The organism is Pseudoxanthomonas dokdonensis (assembly GCF_001431405.1).
GTDB lineage: Bacteria > Pseudomonadota > Gammaproteobacteria > Xanthomonadales > Xanthomonadaceae > Pseudoxanthomonas_A > Pseudoxanthomonas_A dokdonensis.
On record NZ_LDJL01000004.1, the window covers coordinates 25,129 to 39,860 of the forward strand.

The following is a 14,732-nucleotide window of genomic DNA, read 5'->3' on the forward strand; positions in this document are numbered from 1 at the left end:
CCTCATATCCCTGTCAGGATGAGCAGCTGGGCGGATGGTCTCGCCTTGCAGGTTAAATTCTCGATATTTCGGCTGGCGGCCCAGGCCGCTGAACTTTTTTCCGCTTAGGCGGTCACAGTGCCCGGTCATGACGGGCGGACAGGAGTGCGGCCCGGCATGGCCGATGCAGAGACCATACAGGAGTCAACCAACCCGGAACTGGATCTGGATCTGGTCAAGCGCGTGCAGCGTGGCGAGAGCGCGGCATTCGATCTGCTGGTGCGCAAATACCAGCATCGTGTCGTCGCCCTGATCGGCCGCTACATCCATGACTGGAGCGAATGCCAGGATGTGGCCCAGGAAGCATTCCTGCGCGCTTACCGCGCGTTGGGGAACTTCCGCGGCGATGCCCAGTTCTATACATGGCTTCACCGTATCGCCGTGAACACCGCCAAGAACCATCTTGTCGCGCAGAACCGCCGTCCGCCGCTGGCTGACGTCGATGCCGCGGACGCGGAGCAGTACGACAGCGGCGTGCGCCTGCGCGATACCGATACACCGGAACGCGAAATGATGCGACAGGAGCTGGAACAAACAGTGATGAAAGCTGTCCAAGCGTTGCCGGAGGAATTGCGGACCGCCATTACCCTGCGTGAAGTGGATGGTCTGAGTTACGACGAAATCGCGCAGAAGATGGATTGTCCGATCGGTACCGTGCGTTCGCGCATATTCCGTGCCCGCGAAGCGATCGACAGCCAGTTGCAACCCTTGCTTGATACCCCTAGTGCCACCCGGGAGCGAACCCGCCCATGACTGCACAAACAGACAAACTCGACAGCCATCATCAGCAGCAGTTGTCAGCGCTGATGGACGGTGACCTGGTCATTGACCAGGCACGGTTCCTGTTGCGACGCCTGCAACACGATGGCGAATTGCTGGCCAGCTGGGAACGTTGGCATCTATGTGGCGACGCGCTGCGTGGCCAGGCCCAGGCGCCGGCACCGGCCGGTTTCGCCGAGCGCGTGGCGCAGGCCATTGCCGACGAATCCGCCGACAGGCGCGACTCCGCGCCACCGGCTGCCGTGGCCCGCCACTCACGGTTGTCACGCTGGGGCGGTGGTGCGCTGGCCGCATCGGTCGCGCTGGTTGCCCTGTTGATGGTCCGGCAATCCAACCCGCCGCAGGAGATAGCGCCGGCTGGCCCGGTGGTGGCAGCCCAGAGCACCCAGGCCGACAGCGTGGATACCACGGTGGCCGATGCCGCCAACGCGGCTCCAGTCACCCCCACGGTCCCGGCCGACCCGGCCGGTGATCCGCTGACCGACACCCTGGCCGGTGCCGCTGCCGCCAGTGTCGCCGTCGCCAGCGTGCCGCGCCGGCAGGATGGCAACAACCGTGGCAGTGCGACCCGCACCCAGCAGGCCGCGCGCCGCGCTGCCCGCGCCAACCTGCCGCAGACCGCGGTCGCTGCCGCCAGCGTGGCACCGCGCATGCAGGCTGACAGCGCGGTGGCGGCTACCGTCGCCGCACCGACCTCGATCCTGCCGGTGTCGCCGTTTGCCGGCGCCCACCTGGCCGATCCGCAATCGCGTCCCTGGCCGCGTACCAGCCTGTCGCAGAGCAGTGGCGGCGCGTTTACCGCCTCCTACGACAGCGATGGCGGCGCACGCACCTTCTATCCGTTCGAACCACGCCTGTCGCAGGTCGAGGCCACCGCTGGCAGCGATACCGACAGCGGGCAAGGGCCAGGCGACTGAGCATCGCTGGCCGCAAGGCCAGCTCCCGGTGCCCAGCGGGCGCCGGGACAACATCCACTGAAACCATAATCGAGGCATGCATTCGATGAAGCATCGCGCCAGATCCCAAGAGCACTCCCACGTGCACTCCCGTCTGCTGGTTCTTTTGATGTCGGCCACCTCGCTGGTGGCCTGCGCCCAGCAGCCGTCACCGGCGGCCAGCAGCGCCGCAGCGGTCCCCGCCGTGGCCCAGTCCAGCGCCCCGCAACTGGTAACCGGGCTGCCGGATTTCACCGGTCTGGTCGAACAGGTCGGCCCGGCGGTGGTCAATGTCGAAGCCACCATCGGCGGCAAGCGCAGCGCTTCCACCCAGACGGCCCAGGACGATGCGATTCCGGAAATCTTCCGCCGCATGCTGCCGCCCGGTTTTGAGTTCCCCGACGGCCAGGGCGATCCACGCCAGCAACGCCGCGGCACCTCGCTCGGCTCCGGTTTCGTCATTTCCGCCGACGGTTACGTGCTGACCAATCACCACGTCATCGACGGCGCCGACACGGTCAAGGTCAAGCTGCCGGATCGCCGCGAATTCACCGCCAAGGTGGTCGGCAGCGACGAGCAATACGACGTGGCCCTGCTCAAGATCGACGCCAAGGGGCTGCCGACCGTGCGCCTGGGCGATTCCAAGCTGCTCAAGTCCGGGCAGTGGGTGGTCGCCATCGGTTCGCCGCTGGGACTGGACCATTCGGTCACCGCTGGCATCGTCAGCGCGGTCGGCCGCACCGGCAACGGTGAACAGCGCTATGTGCCCTTCATCCAGACCGACGTCGCCATCAACCAGGGCAACTCCGGCGGTCCGCTGCTGAACACCCGCGGCGAAGTGGTCGGCATCAACTCGCAGATTTTCTCGATGTCCGGCGGCTACATGGGCATCAGCTTCGCCATCCCGATTGATCTGGCGATGAGCGCGGTCGATCAGCTGAAGAAGAATGGTCGGGTCAGCCGTGGCCAGCTCGGCGTGATCGTGCAGGCGATGAGTGCCGAGGAAGCCAAGGGCCTGGGCCTGCCTGACGCCAATGGCGCGCTGGTCAACCAGGTGCTGGAAGACAGTCCGGCCGGCAAGGCCGATTTGCGCCCGGGTGACGTGATCCGGACCGTCGACGGTCGTCCGATCAACGATTCCAGCGAACTGCCGCCGATCATCGGCTCGATGGCGCCAGGCTCCAAGGTCAGGCTGGGCGTCTGGAGTGGCGGCAAGACCCGTGACGTCACCCTGACCCTGACCGAGCTGGAAACCGATCAACTGGCAGCCGACGAGGACGGCCAGGGACCGGCTGCCAAGCCGGCGATCAGCAGCGGCAGCAATGCGCTGGGCATCGTCGTCGAAGCACTCGACGCAGCCAGCCGCAAGCGCCTTGGCCTGAAGGCGGGCGAGGGCGTGATGATCACCAATGTGACCAATGGCGCCACCCGTGACGCCGGCATCGGCCGCGGCATGGTGGTGCTGCAGGTCGGCCGCGAAGCCGTCGGCAGCGTCGCCGCTTTCAACGCCCAGGTCGCCGATGTCGAAGACGGCGACACGGTGATGCTGCTGGTACGGCAGGGCAGCATCACCCGCTTCCTGGCGGTGCCGGTCGAAGCAGACGAACGCTGAACCGCTGCGCTCCCCGTTTTGCAGCTTGGACCCGCCATGGCTTGTCGTGGCGGGTTCTTTTTGCAGGGGCTACAGGGCGGGGCGCCGTCCATGCGATAATCGGCCGTTATCCTGACGACGGCCGTGGCCGCCGCCCCCATCATGTCCTCTGATTCAATGCGGAACATCCGCAACTTCTCCATCATTGCCCATGTCGATCACGGCAAGTCCACCTTGGCCGATCGGATCATCCAGCTCTGTGGCGGCCTGCAGGCGCGCGAGATGGAAGCGCAGGTGCTGGATTCCAATCCGATCGAGCGCGAGCGTGGCATCACCATCAAGGCGCAGTCGGTGTCGCTGCCGTATACCGCCAAGGATGGGCAGGTCTACCAGCTGAACTTCATCGATACCCCCGGCCATGTCGACTTCAGCTACGAAGTCAGCCGTTCGCTGGCCGCCTGCGAAGGCGCGCTGCTGGTGGTCGACGCCGCCCAGGGCGTGGAAGCGCAATCGGTCGCCAACTGCTACACCGCCGTCGAGCAGGGCCTGGAAGTAGTGCCGGTGCTGAACAAGATTGACCTGCCGACCGCCGACATCGAGCGTGCCAAGGGTGAAATCGAAGCAGTGATCGGCATCGACGCCGCCGACGCGGTCGCGGTCAGCGCCAAGACCGGGCTCAACGTCGGCGACGTGCTGGAGGCCATCGTCCAGCGGATTCCGCCGCCGACCCCGCGTGATACCGACAAGCTGCAGGCCTTGATCATCGATTCCTGGTTCGACAACTATCTCGGCGTGGTTTCGCTGGTGCGGGTGATGCAGGGCGAAATCAGCCCCGGCAGCAAGATCCTGGTGATGTCGACCGGTCGTACCCATCAGGTCGACAAGGTCGGCGTGTTCACCCCCAAGCGCAAGGAGCTGAAGAAGCTCGGCGCCGGCGAGGTGGGCTGGATCAATGCGTCGATCAAGGACGTGCATGGCGCGCCGGTCGGCGACACCCTGACCCTGGCCGGCGACCCGGCGGACAAGCCGCTGCCCGGTTTCCAGGAAATGCAGCCACGAGTGTTCGCCGGCCTGTTCCCGGTCGATGCCGAGGATTACCCGGACCTGCGCGAAGCGCTCGACAAGCTGCGCCTGAACGATGCCGCGCTGCGCTTCGAGCCGGAAAGCTCGGAGGCGATGGGCTTCGGCTTCCGCTGCGGCTTCCTTGGCATGCTGCACATGGAAATCGTGCAGGAGCGCCTGGAGCGCGAATACAACCTCAACCTGATCAGCACCGCACCGACCGTGGTCTATGAAGTGCTGAAGACCGACGGCGAAGTGGTCAGCCTGGACAACCCGGCCAAGCTGCCGCAAAGCAACCTGATCGACGAAATCCGCGAACCGATCATCCGCGCCAACATCCTGACTCCGCCGGACTATGTCGGCAACGTCATCACCCTGTGTGAGGAAAAGCGCGGCCGCCAGATCGGCATCAACTACATGGGCAGCCAGGTGCAGATCAGCTACGAGCTGCCAATGGCCGAAGTAGTGCTGGATTTCTTCGACCGCCTCAAGTCGGTGTCACGTGGCTATGCTTCGCTGGACTACCACTTCCTGCGTTTCGAGGCTGGCCCGTTCGTGCGCGTGGATACGTTGATCAACGGTGACAAGGTCGACGCGTTGTCGTTGATCGTGCATCGCCAGTACGCGGATCGCCGCGGTCGCGAGTTGACCGAGAAGATGCGCGAACTGATTCCGCGACAGATGTTCGACGTCGCCATCCAGGCCGCGGTGGGCTCGCAGATCATCGCCCGCAGCACGGTCAAGGCGATGCGCAAGAACGTGCTGGCCAAGTGCTACGGTGGCGACATCACGCGCAAGAAGAAGCTGTTGGAAAAGCAGAAGGAAGGCAAGAAGCGCATGAAGCAGGTAGGCCGGGTGGAAATTCCACAGGAAGCCTTCCTGGCCGTGCTGCAGGTGGACAACAAGTAAGTTTGGACAAATTGGACTGGACAACGGGGCTCAACATCGCCATCCCATGCCGGGCACAAGCTGCCTGCATGGACGCGTGCGAACCGACTCCCGGCGCCCGGTTCCCGGTTACGGCTCTATAGGAAATTCCCATGGTCTGGTTTGAAACAATCCTGGTGGTGCTGACCCTGCTGACAGGGGTCATCTGGCTGCTCGACAAGCTGTTCTTCGCCAAGCGTCGTGCCGCCCGTGACGGCCTGCTGGACGAAGAGCCGGTACTGGTCGATTACTCGCGCGCGTTCTTCCCGGTGCTGGCGCTGGTGCTGGTGCTGCGCAGCTTCGTCGCCGAGCCGTACAAGATTCCGTCCAGCTCGATGATGCCCAACCTGCTGATCGGTGATTTCATCCTGGTCAACAAGTTCGCCTACGGCCTGCGCCTGCCGATCAACAACCAGAAGTTCATCGCGGTGGGCGAGCCCAAGCGCGGCGACGTGGTCGTGTTCAAGCCGCCGTTCGACCCCAACAACAACTGGATCAAGCGCATCATCGGCCTGCCCGGTGATCGCATCACCTTCCAGGGCAATACCGTCTACATCAATGGCCAGGCGCTGGCCTACCAGACCCTGGGTACCTACAGCGGACGCGGCCTGCCGTACGGCGTGGACCAGGCCAGCGAACTGGAAGAGCAGCTGCCCGGACGGCCGCACAAGGTGCTGGAAGCGCTGGACCGGTTTTCCGGTGAAGGCGAATGGGTGGTCCCGGCCGGGCACTACTTCGTGATGGGTGACAACCGTGACAACAGTGAGGACAGCCGGCTGTGGCCGACCACCCACTTCCTGCCGGAGGAAAACCTGCGCGGCAAGGCGTTCCTGATCTGGTTGAATTGCGAAGGCTGGTTCTGCAAGGATGGCTTCGATGCTTCGCGCATCGGCCATGGCATCCAGTGATCGGTCCGGCCCGCCGGGCCGGTGTGGACAACGGTTTTAGGGGGTTTCAATGCTTACCAAGGGGAATGAAATGAATCGCAGGCAGCAACGCGGAATTACCTTGACCAGCTTCCTGGTGGTGTTGGCGGTGCTGGGCTTTGCCGCATTCATCGCCATGAAGCTGTTCCCGATGTACCAGGAGTACTACGCCGTGCGCTCGGCGATGAAGGGCCTGTCCGGCGAGCCGGGCGTGGGCGATATGGACCCGGCCAAGATCCAGGATCTGTTCTTCCGCCGCCTGTACATCAACTACTCGGAAAACGTGAAGCCGGCCGACGTCAAGTTCGAGCGCATCGACAACGGCTGGCAGATGCGGGTGAACTACGAGGTCCGTCGTGACCTGGTCGGCAATCTGGACGTGGTCGGCAAGTTCGACACCACCCAGGACCTGACCCGCCAGGGTTCGGCGGAATAAGCTTGCCCGCGGATCGCATCGGCCATGTATTTGCCAATCCGGACCTGCTGGCGCAGGCCCTGACCCATCGCAGTGCCGGGGTTCCGCACAATGAAAGGCTGGAATTCCTCGGCGACAGCATCGTCAACCTGCTGGTCGCCGAGGCGCTGTACGTCCGCTGGCCCAAGGCCGACGAAGGCGCGCTGACCCGCGCCCGGGCCGAGCTGGTCCGCGAGGCATCGCTGGCCAGCATCGCCCGTGAACTGGAGCTGGGCGCGCGACTGACGATGGGGCCGGGGGAAATGAAATCCGGGGGCCACCGCCGCGATTCGATCCTGGCCGACGCGCTGGAAGCCGTGGTGGCGGCGATCTACCACGATGTCGGCTTCCAGCGCTGCCGCGAGGTGGTGCTGCCCTGGTTCGAGCCGGCGCTGGCGGCGCTGCCGGTCGGCAAGCCGGAAAAAGACCCCAAGACCCGGCTGCAGGAATGGCTGCAGGCGCGCCAGCGGGCGCTGCCGGTTTATGATCTGGTCGCCGAAAGCGGTGACGATCATGCCAAAGTATTCACGGTCACCTGCACCATCCGCGACCCCTCGCTCAGCGGCTCCGGCGAAGGCAGCTCGCGCCGCAACGCCGAGCAGGCCGCCGCCGCCGCCGTCATCGAACGCCTGGACCTGAATCCGGGCAAGTAACCCTAGAGAGCCGTACCGTTGAACCAGACACCTGACCATCGCGCGGGGAGCGTCGCCGTCATTGGCCGCCCCAACGTGGGTAAATCGACGCTGACCAATGCATTGGTCGGCGCCAAGATCAGCATTGTTTCCAGCCGCCCGCAGACCACCCGCCACCGCCTGCTGGGCATCGCCACCTTCCCGCAGGGCCAGATCGTGCTGGTCGATACCCCTGGCCTGCATCGCCAGCAGGGCAAGTTTTCCGCCTCGGCGATGAGCCGGGTGATGAACCGGGCCGCGCGCGGCGCGCTGGAAGGCGTGGACGTGGGCCTGCTGGTGATCGAGGCCGGGCGCTGGGACGAAGAAGACACGCTGGCCTACAACGTGCTCAGCGATGCCGGCATCCCGGTCGTGCTGGTGGTCAACAAGGTTGATCGTTTGCGCGAGAAATCGGCGCTGCTGCCGTTCCTGGCCGAAATCACCCAGAACCGCGAATTCGCCGCCGTGCACCCGATTTCCGCGCTCAAGCGCAATGGCCTGGATGGGCTGGTCAAGGACCTGCTGCGCCAGCTGCCGCAAGCACCGGCGATGTTTGGCGAAGACGAGATCACCGATCGCAGCGAACGCTTCCTCGCCGGTGAGCTAATCCGCGAACAGCTGATGCGCCAGCTCGGCGCGGAACTGCCTTATGCGACGACGGTCGAGATCGAGCACTTCACCGAAGATGGCGCGATGTTGCGTATCGGTGCGGTGATCTGGGTCGAGCGCGAAAGCCAGAAGGCGATCGTCATCGGCAAGGGCGGCGCCCGGCTGAAGGACATCGGCAGCAAGGCGCGCCAGCAGATGGAGCGCCTGTTCGATCGCAAGATCTTCCTGGAAACCTGGGTCCGCGTGCGCGAGGGCTGGTCGGATGACGAAACCGCGCTCAAAGCCTTTGGCTACGAATGACCCCGACCTGAGCCGCAGCCGGGTGCGCCTGCGCCTGGCGATGGCCGCTGTCTTCACCGCTGGCCGGCGCCAGCCAGCCTGAGCATGCGCATCGTCGGCGAGACGGCATTCGTCCTGCACGCGCGACCCTGGCGCGAAACCAGCCTGTTGCTGGAAGTATTGAGTCAGGAGCATGGCCGCATCGGACTGGTCGCGCGCGGGGTGCAGAGCCCCAGGCGGCATGTGCTGCGCGCCGCGTTGCAGCCGCTGCAACACATCCGCCTGCACGCGGTGGCCAAGGGCGAACTGGCGCAATTGACCAGCGCCGAGGCCCTCGACGCTGCTCCGCGGCTGGACGGCGAGGCGATGCTGGCGGCGTTCTACCTGCATGAGTTGATCCTGCGCCTGCTGCCACGTGGCGACGCCTGTCCGGAGCTCTATCGCGCATACGCCGACACCCGCCAGCGGCTGGCCAGCGATACCGCCCTGGGCTGGACCCTGCGCCGCTTTGAACGCGATCTGCTGGATGTCATCGGCATGGGGCTGGCCTGGGATCACGATGGCGACGGCGAGCCGATTGATCCGGCGGCCCGCTATCAGCTGGACCCCGAGCACGGCGCCCGCCGTCTGCTCAGCGACCGCGGCCAGGGCCAGCGGTCGCAGGCTGCCACCGGTGCCGGCTTGCTGGCCCTGGCCGGCGACCGGCAGCCATCCGCGGCCGATGTCGCCAGCCTGCGCCTGCCGATGCGTGGCGTACTGGCCCATCACCTGGGCCCGCGCGGTCTGAAATCCTGGGAAATGCTCGGCCAGCTCGGGCGCCTCAAGCCAGTGGCAACCGGTCCCGGCCAGTGAACCGGGTCGCGGCAGCGGCCACTCAGGCGCTCAACAGATTGGCCACCGCGTCCTGGAAGCCGGCCAGTGCCTCGGCCGAAGCCGGCTGCTGGCGCAGGCCTTCGACCGCCGCGGCCAGGCGCGCCGCGCCGACATAGCCACAACTGGCCTTGAGCCGGTGCAGATGATCGCGCAGCCGCTGATCGGCGGCGACGGTGTGGTTGCCGGCGGCCATGGCCGCGGCATTGGAAGACGCCATCGGCGGTCGTGCGGCCGGGCCCGGCTCGCCGGTTTTCGACTCGGCGACAGCCTGCTCGACCGCAGCGGCGGTAACCCTAAGTTCGCCAAGAAACAACCCGCGCAGCGCCTTGAGGTTGTCCAGTTGGCCACCGAGTGCGCGCAATGCGGCGTCGTCATCCCAGTCCGGAAGCGAGCTCGGCAGGGCCGCCGGCACCTCGACCGGCGCGCTCTGCCGGAAGCTGGCGAACAACGCCTGGCGCGCCGCGTTGCGCAGCTGGGTGGCCGCCATCGGCTTGACCAGCACCTCATTGAAGCCCGCCGCCAGCATCCGTTCACGCATGTCGGCGGAGGCATCGGCGGTATGGGCGATGGCTGGCGTATCAGCGGCATTGACGCGCAGTGCGGCCAGTAGTTCGTCACCACGGCCATCCGGCAGGTTGACGTCGATCAGCCACAGGTCATGGCCAGTCCCCTGCAACAGCGCCTCGGTATAGCTGCCGGCGATGCTGACCCGCGCCGGTATGGCCTCGAGCACCGTGGCCATGAAACGCTGGCTGGTGGGGTCGTCCTCAATCAATAGCAAATGTGGCCTGGCATCCGCTGCGTGCGTCATGGTCAAGTCGCCTTCCTTAGGTCGGCGGCATAGTAGCGTAGCCATGCGCCGGCCGCCTCAACACGCCTGAACAAGCCGACCACCGGCGCCATCTGCGACAATGGCGCCCCCTGTTCCGACCCGCAGCCTTCGCCACGTGGCCCGTACCCGTTCCCCGCGCATCGACAAAACCCCGTTTGAAGTCCTCATCACCGACCTGAGCCACGACGGCCGCGGCGTGGCAAGGCGTCCGTCCGAGCAGGCCGATCAGGCCGGCAAGGCGGTGTTCGTGGCCGGCGCGCTGCCCGGCGAGCGGGTGCTGGTCGAGCAGACCGCCAAGAACCGCCATTTCGATGAGGCCCGCACCCTGGAAGTGCTGGAAGCGGCCGCCGACCGGGTCACTCCGCGCTGCGCCCATTTCGGCACCTGCGCCGGTTGCGTGCTGCAGCACCTGGACGAGGAAAAACAGATCCTGGCCAAACAACGGGTGCTGCTGGAGAACCTGGAGCGGATCGGCCACGTGCGTCCGCAATCGGTGCTGCAGCCGCTGGTCGATGCCAGTTGGGGCTACCGGCGCAAAGGGCGCTTTTCGGTGCGCAGGGTCAACAAGAAAGACAAGACGCTGGTGGGCTTCCGCGAGACTGATCCGCGCTTCGTCGCCGATCTGGCCCAGTGCCATACCGTGATCCCGGAAATCGGCCTGAAGATTTCTGCGCTGGCCGAACTGATCGAATCGTTGCAGGCACGCGCCGACATCCCACAGGTCGAGTTCATCGCTGGCGATGACACCATCGCGCTGGTGTTCCGCCACCTGCAACCCTTGTCCGAAGCCGATCGCGCGGCACTGGTCGGCTTTGCCCAGGCGCATGGCTTTGCCATCTACCTGCAACCCGGTGGCGTCGACAGCGTGCATCCGCTGTGGCCGGAGCATCCGGCGCTGTCGTTCCGGCTGCCGGGCTGGGACATCAGCCTCGACTTCAAGCCGCTGGATTTCATCCAGGTCAATGCCGGTCTCAACGAAAAAATGATCGCGCGGACGTTCGAACTGCTGGACCCGCAGCCGACCGACCGGGTGCTGGATCTGTTCTGCGGACTTGGCAATTTCACCCTGCCGATGGCACGCCTGGCCGGTAGCGTGGTCGGCGTCGAAGGCGAAGCCGGACTGGTTGCCCGGGCACGCGACAATGCGCTGCGCAACGGCCTGGACAACGCCCGGTTCCATGCCGCCGACCTGACCCAGGACCAGCGTGGCGCCAGCTGGATGCGACAGGGCTTTGACAAATTGTTGCTGGACCCGCCGCGCTCTGGTGCCATCGACGTGTTGCAGCAGTTGCCGCTCAAGCAGTTCAAGCGCATCGTCTATGTCAGCTGCCATCCGGGCTCGCTGGCGCGTGACGCTGGTTATCTGGTCAACCAGGCCGGCTACCGGCTGGTCTCGGCCGGGGTCATGGACATGTTCCCGCATACCGCGCATGTGGAAAGCATCGCCCTGTTCGAGGCCAAGTGATGGGTATCGAGATCGAACGCAAGTTCCTGGTCGTCGACGACAGCTGGCGCGCGGGTGCGCAGCAGGTGGTGCCGATGGCACAGGGTTACATCAACGACATGGGTGCGATGGATCGCGGTGAACAGCGGGCATCGGTGCGGGTTCGCATCCAGGGCGAGCAGGCATTCCTCAACCTCAAGTCGCGCGAGCTCGGCCATACCCGGCAGGAGTTCGACTACCCGATTCCGGTCGCCGATGCACGGGCGCTGCTGGCGCTGTGCGTGGGCGGCGTGATCGACAAGCGCCGTCACTACGTCAACCACCGGGGCCACCTGTGGGAGGTTGACGAGTTCCTCGGCGACAATGCCGGGCTGGTGGTTGCCGAGATTGAACTTGGCAGCGCCGACGAGGTCTTCGAGCGGCCGGCCTGGGCCGGCGCCGAGGTCACCGACCAGGTGCGCTACTACAACTTGGCGCTGGCCTCGCGGCCGTATTCGCAGTGGTCGCCGCAGGAACGATGAGGTGGCCGTTGTCTGACGGGCAAGGCCGCATCTGCGACAATGCCGGCGGCGCACGTGCGCCGCATACGGAGAGCCAACCATGCTCGTGATCGGCATTGCCGGCACCGAACTCACCGCACAGGAGCGGCAATGGCTGCAGCATGATGCGGTGGCCGGGGTCATCCTGTTCACCCGCAATTTTGCTTCGCGCCAGCAGGTTGGCGAGTTGTGCGAGAGCATCCGCCAGGCGGCGCCGCGACCGCAGCTCATCTGCGTCGATCAGGAAGGCGGTCGGGTACAGCGTTTTCGCGAAGGCTACAGTGCGTTGACCTCGCTGGAAGGTTTTGGCAGGCAGTACGCCAGCGATCCCGAAGGCGCGTTGCAGGCGGCGCAGGAACATGCCTGGCTGATGGCCAGCGAAATCCGCGCCAGCGGCATCGACCTGAGCTTCGCCCCGGTGGTGGATCTGGCGCGTGGCAACCGCGCCATCGGTGATCGCGCGTTCGACGCCGATCCGCAGGTGGTCGCCGCGTTCACCCGCGCCTACGTGCAGGGCATGCACAGCGTCGGCATGGCCGCCACGCTCAAGCACTTCCCCGGCCATGGCACGGTGCTGGAAGACACCCATTTCGATGATGCGGTCGACCCGCGTCCATTGCAGGAACTGCAGGCGCAGGATCTGCTGCCGTTCGTCGCCGGTATCGAGGCCGGTGCCGACGCGGTGATGATGGCGCACGTCGTCTACCCGGCGGTGGCACCGGAGCCGGCCGGCTATTCGCGACGCTGGATCCAGCAGATCCTGCGTGAGCAGATGGGTTTCGGCGGGGTGGTGTTTTCCGACGACATCGGCATGGCGGCCGCGTTCTCGGCCGGTGGGGTCAAGGCCCGTATCGATGATCACCTGGACGCCGGCTGCGACGTGGTGCTGGTGTGTGCGCCGAAACTGGTGGAAGAATCATTGCGCGCGGTCGCCGACCGTCGCTCGAACACCGCCGCATTGCTTGGCCTGCTGGGCCGCGGTGCGCTCGGCTGGGACGGCCTGCTGGCCGACCAGCGTTATGGCGATGCGCAGTCGCGCATGGCCCGACCTGATCATGGAGTTGCCTGATGGCTGTACAGATTTCGAAACGCCCGCCGCTGGCGCAAGCGCTGGCCAATGCCGAATTGCTGGTGGACAAGACCACCATCGACCAGGCCATCGCCGGCATGGCCGCGCCTATCGCACGCGATTACGCCGGTGAAGTGCCGGTCTACCTGACCATCATGCACGGCGCGTTGCCGTTTGCCGGACAACTGGCACTGGAGCTGGGCGCGCTGGGGCTGGACCTGGAATTCGATTACCTGCATGCCACCCGCTATCGCGGCGAGAACACCGGCGGCGAACTGGTCTGGAAACACCGCCCGGCCACCGCGCTGTATGGCCGCCGGGTATTGCTGGTCGACGACATTCTCGACGAAGGCTATACCCTGGCCGCGGTCAAGCAGTGGTGCCTGGAGCAGGGCGCCACCGACATCCGCATCGCCGCGCTGACCACCAAGCAGCATGACCGCTGCCTGCCGGACATCTGTGCCGATTACGTCGGCCTGCAGGTGCCGGATCGCTATGTGTTCGGTTATGGCATGGATTACTACGAGCAGGGTCGCAACCTGCCGGGCATCTACGCACTGAAGGACTGAGCATGCTGCCCATTGCCCTGGCCGTCATCGGTGGCACCGGTGTCTATTCGCTGGCCGATCTGCATGACGTCGAGAGTCATCATCCCGACACCCGCTTCGGCAAGCCGTCCGGACCGATCCGGGTCGGTCGCCTGCTGGGCCAGCGGGTGGCGTTCCTGGCCCGGCATGGCGAAGGCCACTCGGTACCGCCGCACAGGATCAACTACCGCGCCAACCTGGCCGCGTTGCAGCAGCTGGGCGTGTCGCAGGTGCTGGCACTCAATACCGTCGGTGGCATCACCGATCACTACGGTCCGCGCGTGCTCGGTTGCCCGGATCAATTGATCGACTACACCTGGGGCCGGGTCTCGACCATCTGCGAAGGTGACAGCCAGGACAGCGCCGATCACCAGGTCCTGCACGTGGACTTCGGCGACCCTTACACACCGCTGTTGCGCCAGCGGGTGCTGGCCGCGGCGCGGGTCACCGGCAAGGCCATCGTCGACGGTGGCTGCTACGGCGCGACCCAGGGCCCACGACTGGAAACACGCGCCGAAATCGCCCGTCTCAAGCGTGATGGCTGCGATCTGGTCGGCATGACCGGCATGCCCGAAGCGGGTCTGGCGCGCGAACTGGGGCTGCAGTACGCCTGCTTGGCGATTGTCGCCAACTGGGCCGCCGGTTGCGGTGACGACGAGGAAATCACCATGGCCGAGGTCCTGGCCAATGTGCAGGCGGCATCCGCCGGATTGGCGGAACTGATTGCCGAAATTGCGCGCGGGTGATTGTCAACTGCGGTTCAGGTTCTGCATACTCGGCATGTGCGACGTGAGTGGCACATCATCTGAATCCATACAAAGGAAATGCAAGCGCTATGCCGTACGGTACCGTGAAGTGGTTTAATGACGCCAAGGGTTTCGGATTTATCGCGCCAGAAGATGGCAGCGCCGATGTCTTCGTACATCATTCGGCGATCAACTCCTCGGGCTTCCGCAGCCTGCAGGAAGGTCAGCGCGTCGAGTATGAAGTGACCCAAGGTCCGAAGGGTGCGCAGGCGGGCAACGTCACTGCCGCGGCCTGATCCGTAAACAGAATCTTGAACCCCGCCGGTGGCGGGGTTTTTTTATGCGCGAACCAGTACCACAGGCTGGGGC

At 65.4% G+C, this 14,732-nt stretch carries 16 protein-coding genes; 15 read left to right on the forward strand and 1 reads right to left on the reverse strand.

Annotation, left to right across the window (positions count from 1 at the left end):
- The first annotated feature begins 156 nt into the window (after positions 1-156).
- The 9 genes from rpoE (at position 157) to recO (ending at position 9,125) form a co-directional block, all read left to right on the forward strand.
- Entirely contained in the window at positions 157-792 is a 636-nt protein-coding gene (gene rpoE, locus ABB29_RS03200) for an RNA polymerase sigma factor RpoE (RefSeq protein ID WP_057657184.1), read from the forward strand.
- Entirely contained in the window at positions 789-1,736 is a 948-nt protein-coding gene (locus ABB29_RS03205; RefSeq protein WP_057657185.1) for a sigma-E factor negative regulatory protein, read from the forward strand. Before rpoE ends, ABB29_RS03205 begins: the two co-directional genes overlap by 4 nt.
- An 85-nt stretch (positions 1,737-1,821) precedes the next feature.
- Positions 1,822-3,366, forward strand: coding sequence for a DegQ family serine endoprotease (locus ABB29_RS03210; RefSeq protein ID WP_057657521.1), 1,545 nt, complete (start codon positions 1,822-1,824; stop codon positions 3,364-3,366).
- A 156-nt stretch (positions 3,367-3,522) separates the two neighbouring features.
- Positions 3,523-5,316 (forward strand): translation elongation factor 4, encoded by a 1,794-nt coding sequence (gene lepA / locus ABB29_RS03215; protein WP_057657186.1) that lies wholly within the window; start codon positions 3,523-3,525, stop codon positions 5,314-5,316.
- 131 nt (positions 5,317-5,447) lie between these two features.
- Positions 5,448-6,242, forward strand: a complete 795-nt coding sequence (gene lepB, locus ABB29_RS03220) for a signal peptidase I (protein ID WP_057657187.1) — start codon at positions 5,448-5,450, stop codon at positions 6,240-6,242.
- Positions 6,243-6,312: 70 nt separating this feature from the next.
- Positions 6,313-6,696 carry a DUF4845 domain-containing protein gene (locus tag ABB29_RS03225; protein WP_057657188.1) on the forward strand — a complete coding sequence of 128 codons (384 nt, stop codon included), beginning with the start codon at positions 6,313-6,315 and terminating at the stop codon, positions 6,694-6,696.
- Positions 6,697-6,698: 2 nt separating this feature from the next.
- Complete coding sequence (gene rnc / locus ABB29_RS03230; RefSeq protein ID WP_425414722.1) at positions 6,699-7,367, forward strand: ribonuclease III; 669 nt, start codon at positions 6,699-6,701, stop codon at positions 7,365-7,367.
- A gap of 18 nt (positions 7,368-7,385) precedes the next feature.
- Positions 7,386-8,294 carry a GTPase Era gene (era, locus tag ABB29_RS03235; RefSeq protein WP_057657190.1) on the forward strand — a complete coding sequence of 303 codons (909 nt, stop codon included), beginning with the start codon at positions 7,386-7,388 and terminating at the stop codon, positions 8,292-8,294.
- 84 nt (positions 8,295-8,378) lie between these two features.
- Positions 8,379-9,125 (forward strand): DNA repair protein RecO, encoded by a 747-nt coding sequence (gene recO / locus ABB29_RS03240; protein ID WP_057657191.1) that lies wholly within the window; start codon positions 8,379-8,381, stop codon positions 9,123-9,125.
- A 22-nt stretch (positions 9,126-9,147) separates the two neighbouring features.
- Here recO and ABB29_RS03245 read toward each other — a convergent pair whose 3' ends face one another.
- Positions 9,148-9,963 (reverse strand): response regulator, encoded by an 816-nt coding sequence (locus ABB29_RS03245; RefSeq protein ID WP_157062478.1) that lies wholly within the window; start codon positions 9,961-9,963, stop codon positions 9,148-9,150.
- Positions 9,964-10,093: 130 nt separating this feature from the next.
- Between ABB29_RS03245 and rlmD the strand changes: the two genes are divergently transcribed.
- The 6 genes from rlmD (at position 10,094) to ABB29_RS03275 (ending at position 14,659) form a co-directional block, all read left to right on the forward strand.
- Positions 10,094-11,443 (forward strand): 23S rRNA (uracil(1939)-C(5))-methyltransferase RlmD, encoded by a 1,350-nt coding sequence (gene rlmD, locus ABB29_RS03250; RefSeq protein ID WP_057657193.1) that lies wholly within the window; start codon positions 10,094-10,096, stop codon positions 11,441-11,443.
- On the forward strand, positions 11,443-11,943 hold the full coding sequence (locus ABB29_RS03255; protein WP_057657194.1) for a CYTH domain-containing protein: 501 nt from the start codon (positions 11,443-11,445) through the stop codon (positions 11,941-11,943). The genes rlmD and ABB29_RS03255 overlap by 1 nt, the downstream gene beginning before the upstream one ends.
- Before the next feature lie 79 nt (positions 11,944-12,022).
- Positions 12,023-13,030: a beta-N-acetylhexosaminidase gene (gene nagZ, locus ABB29_RS03260; RefSeq protein ID WP_057657195.1), complete on the forward strand. Its 1,008-nt coding sequence runs from the start codon at positions 12,023-12,025 to the stop codon at positions 13,028-13,030.
- Positions 13,030-13,599 (forward strand): hypoxanthine-guanine phosphoribosyltransferase, encoded by a 570-nt coding sequence (locus tag ABB29_RS03265; protein WP_057657196.1) that lies wholly within the window; start codon positions 13,030-13,032, stop codon positions 13,597-13,599. The genes nagZ and ABB29_RS03265 overlap by 1 nt, the downstream gene beginning before the upstream one ends.
- A complete protein-coding gene (locus ABB29_RS03270; protein WP_211260678.1) occupies positions 13,596-14,363 on the forward strand; it encodes an S-methyl-5'-thioinosine phosphorylase in 768 nt (255 codons plus the stop codon). The genes ABB29_RS03265 and ABB29_RS03270 overlap by 4 nt, the downstream gene beginning before the upstream one ends.
- 89 nt (positions 14,364-14,452) lie before the next feature.
- Positions 14,453-14,659 carry a cold-shock protein gene (locus tag ABB29_RS03275; RefSeq protein WP_057657198.1) on the forward strand — a complete coding sequence of 69 codons (207 nt, stop codon included), beginning with the start codon at positions 14,453-14,455 and terminating at the stop codon, positions 14,657-14,659.
- The last annotated feature ends 73 nt before the right edge of the window (positions 14,660-14,732 follow it).

What these genes read in the sequence shown, in the direction of transcription:
- rpoE (WP_057657184.1), top strand. Translation starts at nt 157, where the DNA reads ATGGCCGATGCAGAGACCATACAGGAGTCAACCAACCCGGAACTGGAT.
- ABB29_RS03205 (WP_057657185.1), top strand. Translation starts at nt 789, where the DNA reads ATGACTGCACAAACAGACAAACTCGACAGCCATCATCAGCAGCAGTTG.
- ABB29_RS03210 (WP_057657521.1), top strand. Translation starts at nt 1,822, where the DNA reads ATGAAGCATCGCGCCAGATCCCAAGAGCACTCCCACGTGCACTCCCGT.
- lepA (WP_057657186.1), top strand. Translation starts at nt 3,523, where the DNA reads ATGCGGAACATCCGCAACTTCTCCATCATTGCCCATGTCGATCACGGC.
- lepB (WP_057657187.1), top strand. Translation starts at nt 5,448, where the DNA reads ATGGTCTGGTTTGAAACAATCCTGGTGGTGCTGACCCTGCTGACAGGG.
- ABB29_RS03225 (WP_057657188.1), top strand. Translation starts at nt 6,313, where the DNA reads ATGAATCGCAGGCAGCAACGCGGAATTACCTTGACCAGCTTCCTGGTG.
- recO (WP_057657191.1), top strand. Translation starts at nt 8,379, where the DNA reads ATGCGCATCGTCGGCGAGACGGCATTCGTCCTGCACGCGCGACCCTGG.
- ABB29_RS03255 (WP_057657194.1), top strand. Translation starts at nt 11,443, where the DNA reads ATGGGTATCGAGATCGAACGCAAGTTCCTGGTCGTCGACGACAGCTGG.
- nagZ (WP_057657195.1), top strand. Translation starts at nt 12,023, where the DNA reads ATGCTCGTGATCGGCATTGCCGGCACCGAACTCACCGCACAGGAGCGG.
- ABB29_RS03265 (WP_057657196.1), top strand. Translation starts at nt 13,030, where the DNA reads ATGGCTGTACAGATTTCGAAACGCCCGCCGCTGGCGCAAGCGCTGGCC.
- ABB29_RS03275 (WP_057657198.1), top strand. Translation starts at nt 14,453, where the DNA reads ATGCCGTACGGTACCGTGAAGTGGTTTAATGACGCCAAGGGTTTCGGA.